The sequence below is a fragment of the Comamonas denitrificans genome, assembly GCF_017368815.1.
Classification (GTDB): Bacteria; Pseudomonadota; Gammaproteobacteria; order Burkholderiales; family Burkholderiaceae_C; genus Comamonas; species Comamonas denitrificans.
The window spans coordinates 35,584-52,609 of sequence record NZ_JAFNME010000022.1; the positions used below are offsets into that span (position 1 = coordinate 35,584).

16 protein-coding genes are annotated in these 17,026 nt (G+C 60.6%); 7 read left to right on the forward strand and 9 right to left on the reverse strand.

All coding sequences use genetic code 11. From position 1 onward, the window contains the following. The first annotated feature begins 92 nt into the window (after window positions 1–92). From J1777_RS10430 to J1777_RS10445, 4 genes are all read left to right on the forward strand, one after another. Window positions 93–875, forward strand: coding sequence for a peptidylprolyl isomerase (locus J1777_RS10430; RefSeq protein WP_207575638.1), 783 nt, complete (start codon window positions 93–95; stop codon window positions 873–875). A gap of 24 nt (window positions 876–899) precedes the next feature. Next, window positions 900–1,595, forward strand: coding sequence for a carbonic anhydrase (locus tag J1777_RS10435; protein ID WP_207575639.1), 696 nt, complete (start codon window positions 900–902; stop codon window positions 1,593–1,595). Window positions 1,596–1,612: 17 nt separating this feature from the next. Beyond that, complete coding sequence (locus J1777_RS10440; RefSeq protein WP_207575640.1) at window positions 1,613–2,044, forward strand: ribonucleotide reductase subunit alpha; 432 nt, start codon at window positions 1,613–1,615, stop codon at window positions 2,042–2,044. A gap of 108 nt (window positions 2,045–2,152) precedes the next feature. Continuing rightward, window positions 2,153–4,651, forward strand: coding sequence for a heavy metal translocating P-type ATPase (locus J1777_RS10445; RefSeq protein WP_207575641.1), 2,499 nt, complete (start codon window positions 2,153–2,155; stop codon window positions 4,649–4,651). 383 nt (window positions 4,652–5,034) lie between these two features. On the opposite strand, the gene J1777_RS10450 is transcribed toward J1777_RS10445, so the two are convergent. The 9 genes from J1777_RS10450 to J1777_RS10490 all read right to left on the reverse strand — a co-directional run bounded on the left by J1777_RS10450 (window position 5,035) and on the right by J1777_RS10490 (window position 12,866). Further along, window positions 5,035–5,256 carry a DNA gyrase inhibitor YacG gene (locus J1777_RS10450; RefSeq protein ID WP_207575642.1) on the reverse strand — a complete coding sequence of 74 codons (222 nt, stop codon included), beginning with the start codon at window positions 5,254–5,256 and terminating at the stop codon, window positions 5,035–5,037. A gap of 23 nt (window positions 5,257–5,279) precedes the next feature. Continuing rightward, entirely contained in the window at window positions 5,280–6,044 is a 765-nt protein-coding gene (gene zapD, locus J1777_RS10455) for a cell division protein ZapD (RefSeq protein WP_207575643.1), read from the reverse strand. 58 nt (window positions 6,045–6,102) lie between these two features. Beyond that, the gene (coaE, locus tag J1777_RS10460; RefSeq protein WP_207575644.1) at window positions 6,103–6,711 is read right to left on the reverse strand and encodes a dephospho-CoA kinase; all 609 of its coding nucleotides are present in this window, start codon (window positions 6,709–6,711) and stop codon (window positions 6,103–6,105) included. Beyond that, on the reverse strand, window positions 6,711–7,559 hold the full coding sequence (locus J1777_RS10465) for a prepilin peptidase (RefSeq protein ID WP_423220542.1): 849 nt from the start codon (window positions 7,557–7,559) through the stop codon (window positions 6,711–6,713). Before J1777_RS10465 ends, coaE begins: the two co-directional genes overlap by 1 nt. A gap of 35 nt (window positions 7,560–7,594) precedes the next feature. Next, the gene (locus J1777_RS10470) at window positions 7,595–8,809 is read right to left on the reverse strand and encodes a type II secretion system F family protein (RefSeq protein WP_207575646.1); all 1,215 of its coding nucleotides are present in this window, start codon (window positions 8,807–8,809) and stop codon (window positions 7,595–7,597) included. Between the two features lie 28 nt (window positions 8,810–8,837). Continuing rightward, the gene (gene pilB, locus J1777_RS10475; RefSeq protein ID WP_207575647.1) at window positions 8,838–10,556 is read right to left on the reverse strand and encodes a type IV-A pilus assembly ATPase PilB; all 1,719 of its coding nucleotides are present in this window, start codon (window positions 10,554–10,556) and stop codon (window positions 8,838–8,840) included. Window positions 10,557–10,673: 117 nt separating this feature from the next. Further along, a complete protein-coding gene (locus tag J1777_RS10480; RefSeq protein WP_207575648.1) occupies window positions 10,674–11,474 on the reverse strand; it encodes a BPSS1780 family membrane protein in 801 nt (266 codons plus the stop codon). A 9-nt stretch (window positions 11,475–11,483) separates the two neighbouring features. Next, window positions 11,484–12,440: a homoserine kinase gene (locus J1777_RS10485; protein ID WP_207575649.1), complete on the reverse strand. Its 957-nt coding sequence runs from the start codon at window positions 12,438–12,440 to the stop codon at window positions 11,484–11,486. Window positions 12,441–12,521: 81 nt separating this feature from the next. Further along, window positions 12,522–12,866, reverse strand: coding sequence for a hypothetical protein (locus J1777_RS10490; RefSeq protein ID WP_242700495.1), 345 nt, complete (start codon window positions 12,864–12,866; stop codon window positions 12,522–12,524). Window positions 12,867–12,939: 73 nt separating this feature from the next. Between J1777_RS10490 and polA the strand changes: the two genes are divergently transcribed. The 3 genes from polA to J1777_RS10505 form a co-directional block, all read left to right on the forward strand. Next, the gene (gene polA / locus J1777_RS10495) at window positions 12,940–15,741 is read left to right on the forward strand and encodes a DNA polymerase I (protein ID WP_207575650.1); all 2,802 of its coding nucleotides are present in this window, start codon (window positions 12,940–12,942) and stop codon (window positions 15,739–15,741) included. A 181-nt stretch (window positions 15,742–15,922) separates the two neighbouring features. After that, window positions 15,923–16,822 (forward strand): ZIP family metal transporter, encoded by a 900-nt coding sequence (locus tag J1777_RS10500; RefSeq protein ID WP_207575651.1) that lies wholly within the window; start codon window positions 15,923–15,925, stop codon window positions 16,820–16,822. Then, on the forward strand, window positions 16,806–17,026 hold a 221-nt coding region (locus J1777_RS10505; RefSeq protein WP_207575652.1), incomplete at its 3' end, for a hypothetical protein. The genes J1777_RS10500 and J1777_RS10505, both read left to right, overlap by 17 nt.

Here is a 17,026-nt window from a genome sequence, read left to right on the forward strand (position 1 = left end):
CTGTTACCGCACGCAAATAAACATTTTTAAAAACAAAACCATCAAAAACCTTGTATTTAAAAGCGCAAAAAGCTATCAATAAAGGATTCGCTATGCCACAAGCCATCGCCACAGCCGAAGCGGCCCACATCAACGGCATCCCCCTGCACGCCCCTGGCGAACACCTGCCCCCCGAGCTGCTGCGCCAACGCGCCTGCACCGAGCTGCTGCGCCAGCAGGCCCTGCAGCAAGGCTTGCTGGCCCAGGACGACCCGGCCCCGCACGACGGTGCCACCAGCGCCGCCGCCACGGCCGCCATCGAGCAGTTGCTGGAGCAGGCTTTGAGCGTGCCCGAGCCATCGGAAGAAGCCTGCCGCCGCTACCACGCTGCCCACCCCACCATTGGCGCGCGGGGCGAACGCGCCCACCTGCGCCACATTTTGTTTGCTGTCACACCGGGGGTAAACGTAAACCTGTTGCGCCAGCGGGCCGAGGCCTTGCTGCTGGAGCTGCGCTGCGCCGACGAGGGCGGCCCCGCTTTTGCCGAGGCGGCCAAAAAATGGTCCAACTGCCCCAGCGGGGCCGAAGGCGGTGACCTGGGCTGGCTCACCCGCGAAGACTGCGCCCCGGAATTTGCCCGCGATGTGTTCGAGGGCCAAGAAATCGGCGTGCTCGCCCGCCTGGTGCATAGCCGCTTTGGCCTGCACGTGGTGCAGGTCTGTGCCCGGCAAAAACCCGAAGCCAAGCCCTTTGAGCAGGTGCATGCCGCCGTGGCCCAGCAACTGCGCCACCAGGCCTGGCTGAACGCCCTGCGCCAGTACCTGCAGCTGCTGGCGGGCGAGGCCGAGGTGGTCGGCATCGACCTGGACGCGGCCAGCACCCCGCTGGTGCAATAAGCCGCAAGCGCAAGCAAAAAGCGTATGCCTGATGACGAGCTGCTGGAGCGCCTCCAGCACTTTCACCACAACGCCTTCCCCCAGTACCGGGCGCAGTTCCAGGCGCTGGTGCAGGACGGCCAACACCCGACCACGCTGTTCATCGGCTGCTCCGATTCGCGCCTGCTGCCCTATTTGCTCACGGGGGCCGGGCCGGGCGAGCTGTTTTTGGTGCGCAACGTGGGCGCATTTGTGCCGCCGTACGACGGCTCGCACGGCCACCACGGCACCACCGCCGCCATCGAATACGCCACCCTCACGCTGAACGTGCAGCGCATTGTGGTTTGCGGGCACAGCCACTGCGGGGCCGTGCAGGCGCTCTACCAGGGCGTGCCGGACGAGGCCATTAACCTGCGCCGCTGGCTTGACCTGGGCCGCCAGGCGGTGCTGCCCATGCAGCCCTGCCCGGAGGTGCTGCGCCGCACCGAGCAACGGGCCGTCGTCCTGCAACTGGAGCGCCTGCTGGACTACCCCATGGTGCGCCAGCGCGTGCAGCAGGGGCAGCTGACCCTGCACGGCTGGCACTATGTGATCGAGGAGGGGCAGGTCTACGTCTTCGACGTGGCCAGCGGCGGCTTCATTGCTGCTTCCCTGGCCGAGCACAGCGGTACCATGCCGTGCCCGCCTTGTCCCCCTCACCCGCCCTATGTAGAACACGACGGCCAGATTCCCGCCGTGTAACCCGTCCCCCCATTGCCATGAACACCACCACCATCGAACACTTCGACGACCTGCTGCGCATCGCCCGTGCCCAGCCCGAGCCGCAGCGCCTGCTGCTGGTCTTCGCCAGCGCCGGCCTGCCCGATCAGCCCAGCACCCGCCAGCAGGCGCAGTTCGCCCAGGCCCAGGGCGGCACGCTGGAGCCGTTGCTGTGCGTGGACAAAAAGCCGGCAGAAATTGCCTCGTTTGCCGCCCTGCTGGAAGAGTCGCACACCCTGGAGGCCCCCTTGCCCCAGCCCTGGTCGCTGGTCTTTGTCGCCGCCCTGGGCGGGGTGCTCCATGAAGAGCCCAGCGATGCCCAGGTCGATGCGCAACTGCACCGCATGGTCGAATCCATTCGCGGCGGCATGGTCAATGCCTACCTGCCCTTCAACCGCCAGGGCCAGCCCGTGCAACTGCAACCGGGCTAGTGAGGGAGGCTCTGCACGAATCCTCGCGCCGCCGCCTCCCACCCCACCGTTTGACCTTGCCACCATGGCAAGCCTTACAGTCCCCGCATGACTGAAGGAACCACTGCCATGAATACCGCAGCCAGCGCCGTTACCGCCCCCACCGCCGCCGCCGTGACCCTGCCGGTGCAGGGCATGACCTGCGCCTCGTGCGTGGGCCGGGTCGAGCGGGCCTTGAAAAAACTGCCCGGTGTGGCCAGCGTGCAGGTCAATCTGGCCACCGAAAGCGCCACCCTGCACTTTGAGGGGCCGCCCGACGTGGCCGCCGCCATCGCCACCATTGAAAAATCCGGCTACGCCGTGCCGCAGGCCAGCGTTGAGCTGCAGGTGCAGGGCATGACCTGCGCCTCGTGCGTAGGCCGGGTCGAGCGCACGCTGCGCCGCGTGCCCGGCGTGCAGGACGTGGCGGTGAACCTGGCCACCGAACGCGCCCGCATCCAGCTGCTGGCGGGCACGCCGGAGCAGGCGCTGATTGCTGCCGTACACAAGGCCGGTTACGAGGCTACGCTTGTCGTGCAAGACACCAGCGCCCAGGCCCACGATGCCCAGGCGCAGCGCCAGGCCGCCGAGCGCCAGCGCTTGCAACGCAGCCTGGGGTGGGCCTTGGTGCTGGCCTTGCCTGTCTTTATTCTGGAAATGGGCGGGCATGTTTTCCCGCCGCTGCATGGGTGGATCGAGGCCACCATCGGCATGCGCACCAGCTGGCTGCTGCAATGTGTGCTGACCAGCGCCGTGCTGCTGGGGCCGGGGCGGCAGTTCTACGCCCTGGGCGTGCCTGCCCTGCTGCGCGGTGCGCCGGACATGAATTCCCTGGTGGCGCTGGGCACGGCGGCGGCGTTTGCCTATTCGGTGGTCGCCACCTTCGCCCCCGGCGTGCTGCCCACGGGCACGGTGCATGTGTATTTTGAGGCGGCGGCCGTTATCGTCGCGCTGATTTTGCTGGGTCGTTTTTTAGAGGCGCGGGCCAAGGGCCAGACTTCCGATGCCATCCGCCGCCTGGTGCAATTGCAGGCCAAGACCGCCCGCGTGCAGCGCGGCGCTGGCGCATGGCAAGAGGTGGACATCGTGCAGGTCATGGCCGGCGACCGGGTGCAGGTGCGCCCCGGCGAGCGCATTCCCGTCGATGGCGTGGTGCTGGAGGGCGAGAGCTTTGTCGATGAATCCATGGTCAGCGGCGAACCCGTGCCCGTGGCCAAGCAGGCCGGGGCCGAGCTGGTCGGCGGCACGGTGAACCAAAACGGCGCGTTGGTTTTTGAGGCCACCAAGGTCGGCGGTGATACGCTGCTGGCGCAAATCATCCGCATGGTGGAGCAGGCGCAAGGGGCCAAGCTGCCCATCCAGGCGCTGGTCGACAAGGTCACCATGTGGTTCGTCCCAGCGGTCATGGCAACAGCGCTGCTCACCTTTTTCGTTTGGTGGTTGTGGGGGCCGCAGCCCGCACTGAATTTTGCGGTGGTGAATGCCGTGGCCGTGCTCATCATCGCCTGCCCCTGTGCCATGGGGCTGGCCACGCCGACCTCGATCATGGTCGGCACCGGCCGCGCGGCGCAGCTGGGCGTGCTGTTGCGCAAGGGCGAGGCGCTGCAGCAGCTCAAAGCCACCCGCGTCGTGGCCGTCGATAAAACCGGCACCCTGACCCTGGGGCGACCCGTGCTGACCGATCTGGCCCTGGCCTCCGGTTTCGACCGCGCCCCGGTGCTGGCGGCCATCGCGGCGGTCGAGGCGCAGTCCGAGCACCCCATCGCCCGTGCCATCGTCCAGGCCGCCGAGGACGAAGGGCTGGCGTTGCCCACGGTGGCCCAGTTCGAAAACCTCTCCGGCATGGGCGTACGCGCCCAGGTGCAAGGACACCACGGCGGCCAGCGCATCGAAATCGGTGCCGATCGCTTTATGCGCCAGCTGGGGCTGGATGTGACCGCGTTTGCTGCTGCCGCCGAGCAACTGGGACAAGAGGGCAAAACCCCGCTCTACGCCGCCATCGATGGCCAGCTGGCCGCCATGCTGGCCGTGGCCGACCCGATGAAGCCCAGCACCCCCGCAGCCATTGCCGCGCTGCACCAACTGGGGCTGAAGGTGGCCATGATCACTGGCGACAACCGCCACACCGCCCAGGCCATTGCCCGCCAGCTGGGCATTGACGAAGTGGTGGCCGAAGTGCTGCCCGGCGGCAAGGTCGAGGCCGTGCAGCGCCTGCAACAAAGCCATGGCACGCTGGTGTTTGTTGGCGACGGCATCAACGATGCCCCGGCGCTGGCGCAGGCCGATGTGGGCATCGCCATTGGCACCGGCACCGATATTGCGGTGGAAGCGGCGGACGTGGTGCTCATGTCCGGCGACCTGGGCGGGGTGCCCAAGGCAATTGCCCTGTCCCAGGCCACCATGGCCAATATCGCGCAAAACCTGTTCTGGGCGTTTGCCTACAACGTGGCGCTGATTCCGCTGGCCGCCGGGGTGCTGTACCCGGTCAATGGCATGCTGCTGTCGCCCATGTTTGCGGCGGGGGCGATGGCTTTGTCCAGCGTGTTTGTGGTGAGCAATGCGCTGCGGTTGCGCAGGTTTCAGCCTTAGGGGTGATGATAAAAAGAAGCGTTTTACGCTGGTATTTATTGAAATTTAAGGTGTTTTTATAGTGAAGTTGTTTGTTTGAATGCGGGTGCAGCTATTAATTTTTATAGCTTATTTTTGCGGCGGCTGGCCGGGACTCGCCCCGGCGGGCGACTGACTTTCTTGCCCGCGCAAGAAAGTCAGCAAAGAAGGCGTGCTGCGCAGCTTTTGCACCGCAGAACTCGCTACGCGCCGCTTTGCGGCGCTGCGCTCGGACAACTGCGGTGAGTCAGACGGGATGCGGCGTGCTGGTTATGGCGGCTGCGCTCTGACGGATGCGCTGTGGTTGGGCGTGGCTGCTTCGCTTGCTGCGCAGCTTCAGAAAATTCACAGTCCAAGCGCAAGCATCAAGCGTCCTGACTATCGGGGGCGCTATCCGCCTCGGATTCCCGGCTGGGAACGCGAAACTCTTCGGCCGCCCAGGCTCCCAGGTCGATGCGCTTGCAGCGTTCGCTGCAAAAAGGCCGCCAGCGGTTGCTGGGTGCAAACAGGGCCGGGCCGCCGCAGGTTGGGCAGGCCACTGTGGGCGGTGTCGATGCGGGTGGCTGGGGGGCGGCAGGTGTGGTCATGGGGCCGGGGCAGGAGCGGGTTTTTAGGCGCACAGCGTGAGCTCAAAATCGGCATTGACCGTGCTGGTCTGCCAGTGGTAATGGCCGTTTTGCAATTGCATTTGCTGCAGCCGCACAGAAACGATCAGGCGGTTGCCACTGATTTCAGGGATCAAGCCCAGCGCTGGATCAATGCGCAGCCGCAGCAATTGGTAGGCTTTGGACGAGGGCAGCGATTGCTGAAATTGCCCATTGCTGGCCGCCACCCTTTGCGGGGTTCCTGTGTCCCGCAAGAGGCCCAGAAGCAGAAAAATGGCATCGGCCAGGGGCTTTAAGCATTGGCCCCAGTGGCGCAAATCATTCTGGCGCTGCTCCGCCGGGAAGTGTTGCCAGTGGTGGTAAGCCGGCAGGTCAAAACCGTTGGTGCCACCAGGGATTTCCAGGCGGCTGCGCAGGGCGTTGAGCATTTCGCTGTCGAGCAAGCTTTGGCCGGATTTACCCGTTTGGGCATGCAAGCTGGCATAGCGTTGGTTGAGCTGGTCGATGATTTTGGCCAGCATGTTCTGGGCGATGTCCGGGTTGTCATGCAGGCCATCGAGAATGTTTTTTTGTCGCTCTAAATCTCGCATCACGTCCGATTTGAGGTCGGTGCGCGAGGCAATTTCCACAATCTCAAACATGGTGGCCAACGCAAAATGGTGGTCCAAGGCCGATTCACGGCCCATCAATTCGAGCAAACGGCGAAAAAGCTGCTCTAGGCGCAAGTAAGTGCGCACACGCTCGTTGAAGGGGTATTCGTACAGAATCACGCGGGGACTTTGCGGTGGTTGGGCAGTAGCGGACAGGTTTTCCGGGCAGGGGCGCTAATCATAACGGCAACTTTTGTGAAATTGATAGCACCTGTGCCCGCAATTGCTCCAAAGTGATTCCGTCATTCTCGATGATCCAATCGGCCACAGCGCGGCGTGCTTCTCGTGTGGCTTGGCTGGCAATAATGCTGCGCACGGCTGATTCATCGAGCTGGCTGCGCTGCATTACACGGGTAATTTGGGTGGCTTCACTGCAATCAACGACCAAAATGGCATCTACCTGCGCGCGCCAATATGCCGATTCGACCAGCAAAGGAATATCGAGCACCACAACCTTGGCCCCCGCGTGTTCGGCTTGGGCAATTTGTGCTGCCAGGGTCGTTTGCACCAGGGGGTGGAGGATGGCTTCCAGGCGCTGGCGCTCATGGGGGTGCTCAAACACCAAATTGCGCATGGCTGCGCGATTCAGGCTGCCATCCGCAGCCATCATGTGGGGGCCAAAAGCGTCGGCAATTGCTGGCATGGCTGCGCCGCCGCTGGCTGTTAAGTTGCGAGAAACAGCATCGGCATCCACTACCGTGGCCCCATATTCGGCCAAGAGTTGGGCAACGGTGCTTTTGCCGCTGCCAATGCCACCGGTCAGGCCGAGCTTGAAAATACCAGCCATTACAAACCAAGCAAAGCCAAGAATTTTTGCATCATGGTTTGCGCCCCAAAAAATAGCACAGCAAAACCGGCTCCGGCCAAAAATGGCCCAAAAGGAATATATCCACCCGGCCGCAAGCGGCTATTGATTTTTAAAGCGATGCCAATGATTGCGCCAATGACCGACGAGGCCAGCAAAATCGGCACCAAGGCCTGCCAGCCAAACCAAGCCCCCAACGCTGCGAGCAACTTAAAGTCGCCGTAACCCATGCCTTCTTTGCCAGTGGCCAATTTAAAAACCCAGTAAATACTCCACAGCGATAAATAACCCGCAGCAGCGCCCCACACCGCATCTAGTAAATTAATTCCCGTCCAGCCCAAAGTGGTTGCCATCAAGCCCGCCCATAGCAGTGGCAAGGTCATGCTGTCGGGCAGCAGCGTGGTATCCCAATCAATCAATGCCAGGGCCAGCAAGACGGCACTAAAGCCGCACCACACCAAGGCGGCGGCAGTCGGCCCCCAATGGGCGGCATTCCAAGCAAACAATAAGGCGGTGGTGATTTCGACCAACGGGTAGCGCACACTAATGCGGTGCTGGCACTGGCTGCAGCGCCCACGCAACACCAGCCAACTGAGTACGGGAATATTTTCAAACCAGCGAATGCCGTGCCCACACTGGGGGCAGCGCGAGTGCGGGTGTGAGAGGGTCAGCGCTGGTGCCGGAGGGGTAAAGTCCTCTTGCCCTGCTTGTGCTGCCATGTGCTCGGCGCACTCGGCATCCCATTGCGCTTCCATGATTTTGGGCAAGCGGTGGATGACAACATTTAAAAAGCTACCAACCAATAAGCCCAAACAACCGAAAACAATCATCGCACCAGTGGTACCTAATGAGGCGAAGAACTCCATTAAACCACCTGGCCGAGTTTAAAGATGGGCAGGTACATAGAGACAACAATGCCGCCAATAATAGTTCCCAAGAAAACGATAATAATCGGCTCCATCAGGCTGGATAAGCCTGCGACCATTTCATCTACTTCGGCTTCATAAAAATCAGCAGCTTTGCCTAGCATGTGGTCAATAGCGCCGGATTCCTCCCCAATGGCGCACATTTGCAGCACCATACTCGGGAATACGTTGGCATCGGTCATGGCGACAGCCAAACTGGTGCCGATAGAGACGGATTTTTGAATTTTATCGGTAGCCTCTTTGTAAATAATATTGCCAGAGGCACCGCCGACAGAATCCAAGGCTTCGACCAAAGGAACGCCGGCCGCAAACATGGTGGACAGGGTGCGTGTCCAGCGGGCAATACACGATTTATCAATCAGTGCCCCAAAGACGGGTAGCTTGAGCAAGGCACGATCCATAAAAACTTGGACTTTGGGGCTGCGCTTCCACGCTTGTAGAAAAAAGTAAATACCGCCGCCCAAAATACCAAAAATCAACCACCAGTAAGTAGTAAAAAATTCACTCATCCCAATCACGAACATGGTCGGAGCAGGAAGGTCAGCGCCAAAAGAGCTAAATACCTCTTTAAAAGCTGGAATTACGAAAAGCATAATCAAAGTCACAACCACAAAGGCTACGATAATCACCGAGATTGGGTACATCAAGGCGGATTTGATTTTGCTTTTAATCGCTTCGGTTTTTTCCATGTATGTCGCTAAGCGATCAAGCAGTGATTCTAAAATACCTGCAGATTCACCGGCTTCAACCAGATTGCAGTACAGATCGTCAAAGTACATGGGATGGCGACGAAAGGCAATACTGAGGGATGTGCCTGTTTCTACGTCTTGCCGAATTTCGTTGAGTAACCTGGTCACGCTGGGGTTGGGGTTGCCTCGGCCAACAATGTCAAACGACTGGAGTAAGGGGACACCGGCCTTCATCATGGTGGCCATTTGACGGGTAAACAGTGCAATATCTTTGGGTTTGATTTTTTTACCCGAAGACATTTTGCGTTTTTTTATTTTTGTAACCAAAATGCCTTGGCGGCGCAAAGTATTTTGTGCCGTCGCCTCGCCTGCCGCACGCAATTCACCCTGAACAATGCGGCCTTGTCGATCCTTGCCCACCCACTCAAAAACCGATTCTTTAACTTTTATCGTTCCAGTAGCCATGCGTACCTCTGGTTAAGCTTTGCTTGTTTTATAGATTGGTGACAGCGATAACTTCTTCCAAGGAGGTTACGCCTTGTTTTACTTTGTGTAGCCCTGATTCACGCAAAGATTTAACCCCTTCTTTGCGTGCTTGATTGGCAATTTCCAAAGCAGAACCATCTTTGAGAATAATTTCTTGCATCGCCTCGGAGATGGGCATGACTTGGTAAATACCGACCCGGCCTTTGTAGCCATTGTTGCATTCAGCACAACCTACGGGTTTATAAGGTGTCCAGCTGCCATCCAGCTCTTCTTCTTGGTAGCCCGCTTCCAAAAGGGCTTCATGTGGAATATCGACCGGTTCTTTGCACTTTTTGCAAAGCCTGCGGCCCAGCCGCTGGGCGGTAATCAATATCACACTGGATGCAATATTAAAGGGTGCGATGCCCATATTGCGCATGCGGGTGAGGGTCGTGGGGGCATCGTTGGTGTGCAAGGTAGATAACACCAAGTGACCGGTTTGTGCAGCTTTGATAGCAATGTCGGCAGTTTCCAGATCGCGAATCTCACCCACCATGATCACGTCTGGGTCTTGGCGCAGAAAGGATTTAAGAGCGACGGCAAATGTCAGGCCCGCTTTGTCATTCACGTTCACTTGATTGACACCCGGCATGTTAATTTCGGAAGGGTCTTCTGCCGTTGAAATGTTCACCCCAGGCTTATTCAAAAGATTCAAACAGCTGTAGAGCGACACGGTTTTACCCGATCCGGTGGGGCCGGTTACTAAAATCATGCCGTAAGGGCGACTGATGGCGTTCAGAAGGCGCTCTTTTTCTTCTGGCTCATACCCTAAGGCATCAATCCCCATTTTTGCGCTGCTGGGGTCCAAAATACGAATAACGATTTTTTCGCCAAATAAAGTGGGCAGGGTAGAAACCCGAAAGTCAATGACTTTTTCCGGCCCCATTTTGAGCTTCATGCGCCCGTCTTGTGGAACCCGCTTTTCTGAAATGTCTAGGCGTGAGATAACTTTGATGCGCGAAGCGAGCTTGTCTTTAATCGCAATGGGCGGAGCGGCGATTTCGCGCAATTCACCATCAATGCGAAAGCGAACGCGGTAATTGTGCTCATAGGGTTCAAAGTGCAAGTCTGAAGCCCGCATATTGAAAGCATCAATCAGCATTTTGTGCAGAAATTTGACGACCGGGGCATCTTCAACATCGGAGCCATCGGCTTCATTCTTATTTGATTCATCGACATCTTTAATGTCCTCCAGATCAAAATCTGCCGCGCTGCTGAAAGACTCCAGAGATTCGCTGGTCGTTTTGGTGATCTTATCGACCAAGGCAACCAGTTTGTCATGTTCGGCAATCAGCCAATCGACCCCTACCTGCGCGGTAAATTTGATTTTTTCAGCGGCTTCTTTATTGGTGGGGTCGGCGGTAGCGATCACCAAGCGGCTGCCGCGTTTGGCCAAGGGCAGCACTTTGTAGCTGGCGCACAGCTTGCCGTCGAGCAGGTCTTTCGGGATGCGGTTGATATCCAGGGCTTGCACGTCCACCAAGGGGATGCCAAAAATCCCAGAAACATGGTGGGCCAGATCGGCTGCCGAAAGCACGCCGGATGCGACCAGTTGAGAGGCAAAACTGGTTTTGTTGGCCAAGGCTTTTTGGGAAAGTTCTTCGCCAGCGGCAGCCGAGAGCTTGCCCGCAGCAATCAAGGCACGGGCCAAGCCAGCGAGAGGGGGAGGTGTTGTCGTCGTTGTCATTGCGGTGCAGATGAGCCTGTGAAAAGCGCAGAACAGCTGTCTATCATCGGCAATAGCATAGCCGGTGTGTGGCCATTTTCAGGCGCACGCCGACCGGGATGCGACGGCGAACCAACACTAAGCGGTGTTTTCAGCGCTTATGGGCTTTTCAGGGGCGGCAAAACAGTCGCGAAATGTAAACACGATCGAGGTGAACAGCATGGCGGCCAAGGCCATGGCCGCAGCGATCATGAGTGCCATGGCGATATGCCCTACGACCAACGAGAGCAGGCCGGTGACCAAGGTGAGCACCGCTGCCACCAGTAAAAACAGCGTCACCCACCCCACGCCAAACATGAAAAAAGCCCCGATATTGCGGGTGCAGGCCACGATGCTGAAAAACATGGCTTTGAACGCCGGCAGGTTGTGCCAGTGCACCAACGCCGGGGCGTGCCAAAAAAGAAAAGACAGGGGCAGGTAGAGCAAGCAGGCGGTCCACATGGCGGCTTGGAAGCTGGCGCTTTGCGCCAGCTCTTGGCTCAGTGGGGCCAGCCCCAAATACACCCGGGCGAACTCGCCGCCATCGACCAGGCTGGACAGGAACATCACCAGGCCAAACCCCACGGCGTAGCAAGCGCCCAGCGTGGCCAAGGCGGCCAGGCGCTCTTTGCCTTGGCGCAGGATGTGCCAGATCAAGACCGGGGTGGGAACCCGGTTGCTCCACACTTCGGCAGCGGCCACCATCATGATGAGGGAGAAGGTGGGCAGCAAGGTCAGTGCCAAAATGGTGCCGACAATGGGCAGGGCGCTGATGAGCGACATCCCGGCCATGCACAGAAAAAACAAAGCGGCCAAAGCGATGGGTTGGCGCCAAAAAGTGCGCACGCCCAATTTGACCCATTCCAGGCCCATGCGGGGTTTAACGAGTTGAAGTTGCATGCCGTGTTTTTACTTCAAGCGCAGCGGCTGCGTGATGCGCGCGCGCAGCACCCGCTCAAAATGGCGCGGATCGTGGGGGGTGAGCAGGGCCGCTTCGCGTGGCAGGTGGTAATCCCACAAGCGGGAAATCCAAAACCGCAGTGCCCCGGCCCGCAGCAAATCGGGCAGCAATTGCTGCTCTGCGTCGGTCAGTGGGCGCACGGCTTGGTACGCATGCAACATCGCCTGGGCCAAATCAGCGTGGTGGCTGCCATCGGTGTGGTGGATGCACCAATCATTCAGTGCCACGCACAGGTCGAATAACCACGTATCCACTCCGGCAAAGTAAAAATCGAAAAAACCGGTGAGGGCGGTCCCCTCAAACATGACGTTGTCGCGAAAGAGGTCGGCATGCACTGGGCCACGCGGTAGGGCCGCATAGGCTGTGCTGCTCGCGATGGTGTTTTGGTGGGCCAGCTCTGCTTGCAGCAGGTGCGCGGCCTCGGTGGCCATAAAGGGCAGCACCTGGGGCACCGTGGCATTCCACCAGGGCAGGCCGCGCAAATTGGGCTGGTGCAGGCCAAAATCTTGCCCCGCCAAATGCATGCGCGCCAGCATGTCGCCGACGGCAGCGCAATGCGCAGCATCGGGCAGCAATTGGCTGGCCCCATGCAGTTTTTGCACCACGGCGGCAGGTTTGCCACAGACGCTGTGCAAGATGGCCCCGGTGTGGCGATCGGCTTGCGGATTGGGCACGGGAATGCCCTTGGCGGCCAGATGGCGCATCAGCTCCAAATAGAACGGTAGCTGCTCGGCGGTCAAGCGCTCAAACAGCGTCAGCACCCAATGGCCTTGGGTGGTGTCTAAAAAATAATTGGTGTTCTCAATGCCGCCTTGAATGCCACGCAGGCCGGTCAGTTGGCCGAGGTTGAGGCGCTCTAGCAGAGCGCGTGCTTGGTCTTCGCTAACTTGGGTAAAAACAGCCATGGGGGAGCAACGCAGGGGGCAATGGTCAAGAAAAGCCCCGCGCGTGCAGGGCTGAGGGGCCAGAGGGGGCAGGGGGCAGGCTTAAAACTGCAGCGCTTTCCAGGTGCGTCGGCCATTGGTGCCGTCTTGCGCAGCATCCTTGCCGGGCTTGGACGGGGTCACTTCATAGGCAGGGAATTTGCCGCTCTTGGGCTGCACAGTAATGTTTTTGGTTTCACCACCCACGCGCAGCTCGTTGATTTGGCTGCCTTTGTCCTCGTGGTGAATGCGCTCAATGCGCTGGTTGTGGCGGTCGTTGCCGCCGGGGGCGGCTTGTGCCGCCGGTGGCTCGGCACTGTCCGTCTGGGTAGCAGGTGTTTGGGCACAGGCCAGGCTACTGAGGAGCAGGCTGGCAAGAAAAAATGAGGAGGAGGTGGCGGCACGCATCCGCGCATTGTAGATGCCTTGTTTCGATGCGGCTGGGTGGGCGCGGGCACAATTGCGGGCTATGACGCGCCTTATGACATATCCCCCTACCTTGCTGCTGGTCGATGGCTCCAGCTACTTGTACCGTGCCTACCACGCCATGCCCGACTTGCGGGCCGTGCCAGGCGACCCCAGCAGCCCGGCCACGGGGGCCATCCGTGGCATGGTGAATATGCTGCAGGCGCTGACCAAAGAGCCGCAAACGGCCCAGGCGGCCTATGCCGTGTGCGTGTTCGATGCCAGCGGCCCCACCTTCCGCGATGACTGGTACCCCGACTACAAAGCCAATCGCTCGCCCATGCCCGACGACTTGCGCAGCCAGATCGACCCCATCCACGAAGTGGTGCGGCTGCTGGGCTGGAAGGTGCTGAGCGTGCCCGGTGTCGAGGCCGACGACGTGATTGCCACCTTGGCCCATATCGCGGCGGCGCAAGGGGTGCAGACCATTGTCTCCAGCGGCGACAAGGACTTGAGCCAGCTGGTCAATGCGCACATCACCATCATCGACACCATGAGCGGCAAGCGCCGCGACGTGGCCGGGGTGGAGCAAGAATTTGGCGTACCGCCCGCGCTGATGGCCGATTACCAAGCCCTGGTGGGCGATGCGGTGGACAACGTGCCCGGTGTGGCCAAAGTGGGCCCGAAAACGGCGGTGAAGTGGCTGCAAGAGTTTGGCAGCCTGGACGGCCTGATCGCCCAGGCGGGCAGCATCAAGGGCGTGGCCGGCAGCAACCTGCGCGAAGCCATTGCCAGCGGCCAGCTGGCCCTGAGCCGCCAACTGGTCACGATGAAGACCGATTGCGACCTGAGCGCCTATGCCCCCAGCCTGCCGGATTTGACGGATCTGAAAAAACAAGAGCTGGATACGCTTAATCTGCGCCATTTTTACGATAAATATGGCTTTAAAGGCTTGGCAAGAGCGCTTGAAGCTCCTAAAAAAGAAGCTCCCAGCGCCAGCAGCGACGACCTGTTCAGCAGCTTTGACAGCGGCGATGCCGCCAGCACCGAAGTGGCCGTGGCCGCTCAGCAGCGCGAAGTGGCCTACCACTGCATTCAAACCCAGGCGCAACTGGACGAATGGCTGGCCAAAATCCATGCCGCAGAGCTGACCGCCATCGACACCGAGACCGACAGCCTCAACGCCTTGCAGGCACAGCTGATCGGCATCTCCTTGAGCGTGCAACCGGGCGAAGCGGCCTACATTCCGCTGGGCCACGAAGGTCTGGATGCCGTGCAGCAGCTGGCGCTGGCCGACGTGCTGGCCCAGCTCAAACCCTGGCTGGAGGATGCCAGCAAGCCCAAGCTGGGCCAGCATGTCAAGTACGACCAGCACGTGCTGGCCAACCACGGCATCACCGTGCGCGGCTACCAGCACGACACCATGTTGCAAAGCTATGTGCTGGAAGTGCACCGCCCGCACGGCCTGGAGAGCCTGGCGCTGCGCCACACCAACCGCACGGGCCTGAGCTACGAAGACCTGTGCGGCAAGGGCAAAAACCAGATTCCCTTTGCCCAGGTGCCGCTGGACAAGGCCTGCGCCTACGCCTGCGAAGATGCCGACCAGACCCTGGACGTGCACCGCGTGCTGTGGCCACAAATCCAGGTGCAGCCGGGGCTGCTGCACATTTATGAACTGGAGATGGCCACCAGCGAGGCGCTGTTTCGCATGGAGCGCAACGGCGTGGCCATCGACGCGCAGGAGCTGGCCCGCCAGAGCAACGACCTGGGCACACGCATCGTCGCGCTGGAACAAGCCGCGTACGCACTGGCCGGGCAGCCATTCAACCTGGCCAGTCCCAAGCAACTGGGCGAAATCTTCTTTGACAAGCTGGGCATGCCCGTGGTGAAAAAAACGCCCACCGGCGGGCGCAGCACCGATGAGGAGGTGCTGGAAAAACTGGCCGACGACTACCCCCTGCCCGCCAAAATCCTGGAACACCGCAGCCTGTCCAAACTGAAAAACACCTACACCGACAAGCTGGCCCACATGGCCCTGCCGCGCACCGGGCGCGTCCACACCCACTACGCGCAGGCCGTGGCCGTGACCGGGCGGCTGTCCAGCAACGAGCCCAATTTGCAAAATATTCCGGTGCGCACGCCCGAGGGGCGGCGCATTCGCCAGGCCTTCATCGCCCCGCCGGGCCGGGTGATTGCCAGCGCCGACTACAGCCAGATTGAGCTGCGCATCATGGCCCACCTGAGTGGCGACGAGGCCCTGCTGAACGCCTTCCACCAGGGCCTGGACGTACACCGCGCTACGGCAGCCGAAGTGTTTGGCGTGGCGCTGGACCAGGTCAGCAGCGAGCAGCGGCGCTTTGCCAAGGTGATCAACTTTGGCCTGATTTACGGCATGAGCAGCTACGGGCTGGCGAAAAACTTAGGCATCGACAACCAGGCCGCGGCCGCCTACATCGACCGCTACTTTCAGCGCTACCCCGGTGTGAAACGCTATATGGACGACACCGTGGCCCTGGCCCACGCCCAGGGCTATGTGCAAACCGTGTTTGGCCGCCGCTTGTATTTGCCGGATATCAACGGCGGCAACGGCCCGCGCAAAAAAGCGGCCGAACGCGCCGCCATCAACGCCCCCATGCAGGGCACGGCGGCCGACTTGATCAAAAAAGCCATGGTCGCCGTGCAAAACCGGTTGGATGCCGCCCAGCCCGAGGTGCTGCTGATCATGCAGGTGCACGACGAACTGGTGTTTGAGCTGCCCGCCGACAAGGCCGACTGGCTGCGCCAGGAGGTGCCCGCGCTGATGGCGGGCGTGGCCCAGCTCACCGTGCCCCTGCTGGCCGAGGTGGGCGTAGGGGCCAATTGGGAGCAAGCGCATTGAAAGCGCATTAGGTCAGGGCCGTGCGGGCCGTCTGCAGGCCCGCGCTGGTGGGACAATTGCGGGTTTTCTGGGGCTTGACAGCGTGTGTAGTCTGGATGTGTGGCGACTGTGCGCTGCAATGGATGCGCTATTTTTGGCGCAATTTATCCCTGAAAACATTGAAATATAAGCGAAATTAGCAATGGTATTGATAGCAATTATTTTGGCCACCCTGGTCGCAGGAATCGGCAGCGTCTGGGTGGCCGACGCGCTGTTGCGCATCGGCTTTGGTCGCGCCAGTGCAGGGCGGGCGCAGCAAGGGCTGCTCAGCCTGGCGGCCGGGGCGCTGCTGGCCACGGCGTTTATGCATTTATTGCCCGAGGCGTTTGCCAGCGGGGCCAATCCCCAGCATTTATTCACCACGTTGTTGATTGGCATCGTGTTTTTCTTTTTGCTGACCAAGGCCGAGCTGTGGCACCACGGCCATGAGCACAGCCATGCCCCGCAGGTGCAAAACCTGCACCATGGGCACGACCACCCCGCGCATGCGCACGACCACGCGCACCACCACCCCACCTCCGGCTGGTCGCTGCTCACCGGCGACAGCGTGCATTGCTTTGGCGATGGGGTGTTGATTGCCTCGGCTTTTTTGGCCGATATGCGCCTGGGGCTGATTGCCGCCGTTTCGGTGTTGGCGCACGAGGTGCCACACCACATGGGCGATTTGATCGTCATGCGCCGGGGCAACCAGCGGGGGGTGGCGATGCTCAAAGTCTCCCTGGCTGGCTCGATTACCGCGCTGGGCGGGATTGCTGGCTACTTTTTGGTGGGCCAACTGCACGATTGGCTGCCGTTTTTCCTCACCGTGGCGTGCAGCAGCTTTATCTATGTGGCGCTGTCCGACTTGATTCCGCAATTGCAAAAACACCTCACGGCGCGGCAAACCCTGACCCAGGTGCTGTGGCTGGTGCTGGGCATTGCCCTGGTCACCACGGTCAGCAGCTTGGCCCACGACCTGGCCCACCAAGGCCACGACCACGACCATGACCACGCGGGTGGGGGCCATGCCCCGGCCCATTCCATTCATGCAGACGAACACTGAATCTTCCTCCCCCTTCACCGCCGCCAGCGCCGCACCCCCTGCCACCGCCGCCTCAACACCCCGCACCTCGCGCACCGCCATGGCCATGGCGCTGGCCGTGTGGCTGGGGTTGTGCGCCGGTGGGCTGGCCTTATGGCAGGCTACGCCGCACACCGCGCCCGTGCCTTTGCATTCTTTGCGGGTGGAGCGCGGCAGCGCCCCGCC